The 1,329-nt window shown below is 54.9% G+C and carries 1 protein-coding gene; it reads left to right on the top strand.

Going from position 1 to position 1,329, the window contains the following annotated elements; all coding sequences use genetic code 11:
- The first annotated feature begins 63 nt into the window (after positions 1-63).
- A protein-coding gene (locus ACMXX3_RS11690; RefSeq protein WP_421084883.1) for an IS3 family transposase occupies positions 64-1,280 on the top strand; the annotation gives its coding sequence in 2 pieces (ribosomal slippage) (positions 64-343 and positions 343-1,280; 1,218 coding nt in all).
- The last annotated feature ends 49 nt before the right edge of the window (positions 1,281-1,329 follow it).

Raw genomic sequence — 1,329 nt, 5'->3', positions numbered from 1 at the left:
TGATATGTACTGGGTTCAGTCCACACCTTCCACCCACACCCCACCGGAAGGAATAATAAAACCATGCCCAACAAATACCCCCAAGAATTCAAAGAACGAGCGGTACGACTCGTCGGTGACCGACTGAACCACCCCGACGCCCCGTCCATAACCGCAGCAATCAAAGACATCGCCCCTCGGCTAGGAATTTCCCACAACACTCTGGCCCGCTGGTGCAACAACGCCGCCCTCGACACCGGCAAAGAAATCACTACTACGAGTGACGCGGCGGCCGAAATCAGACGCCTAAAACGAGAAAACGCGGAACTACGCAGGGCCAACGAGATTTTGAAAACTGCCTCAGCTTTTTTCGCAGCAGAGCTCGACCGACCGGCCCGATGATGATCCGCTACATCAACACTTATAAGGATCTTTTCGGGGTCGAGCCCATTTGCCGAGTCCTATCCGAGCACCTTGACGGTGGCTTCATGACGGCCAGCGGCTATTACCGCGCAATGAGCCGTGTCGCTTCAGCCAGGTCACTCTCCGACCAGCTGCTCATCCCCGAACTGGTAAGAATCTACCAGGAGAACTATGGAGTCTATGGCGTGCGCAAAATGTGGCAGGCCATGAAACGGGCAGGCTGGGCTATTGGCCGGGACCAAACCTACCGGCTCATGCGTGCAGCTGGTATTCAGGGTGTGCATCGGGGCCGTAAGCCTGTGACCACCAGGGCTACCAAGGCTCCTGATCACCGCCCTGATCTGGTCAACCGCCAGTTCACCGCTAAAGCGCCGAACCGCTTGTGGGTTGCGGACTTCACCTATGTCCGTACTGCCAGTGGCTTCTGCTACACGGCCTTCATCACTGATGTGTTCAGTCGAAAGATTGTGGGTTGGGGTGTTTCCTCGAGTATGCATACGCTGGGGATGCCGCTGATGGCTTTGAAGCAGGCTTTGTTTGAAGCCAGGCGGTCAGGGTCTGATTTGACGCAGGTGGTGCATCACTCGGACCGTGGTTCGCAGTATCTTGCTGAGGATTACACGCGTGAGTTGAGGCGGCTGGGTGTTCAGTTGTCTGTAGGATCTACTGGAGATTCATACGATAATGCTTTGGCTGAGTCGGTGAATGGGGCTTATAAAGCTGAGCTGGTGCGTGGCCGGTTCTTTGAATCTGTTGCTCAGTTGGAGGCTACTACGGCGGGTTGGGTGTACTGGTGGAATCAGCGGCGGTTGCATGCTGGCCTTGGTTATCGGACTCCGCAGGAGGTGGTTGATGATGTTTTAGTTGATATTGTGTGATGTGTTAGTTTTTTGGGTGGTGGGTGTGACCGAAACCCAGTACATATCA

This window comes from Rothia nasimurium, from assembly GCF_049068285.1.
Lineage (GTDB): Bacteria > Actinomycetota > Actinomycetes > Actinomycetales > Micrococcaceae > Rothia > Rothia nasimurium_I.
The sequence above is the reverse complement of the archived record's forward strand: the minus strand, read 5'-3'. Positions and strand labels throughout refer to the sequence as shown.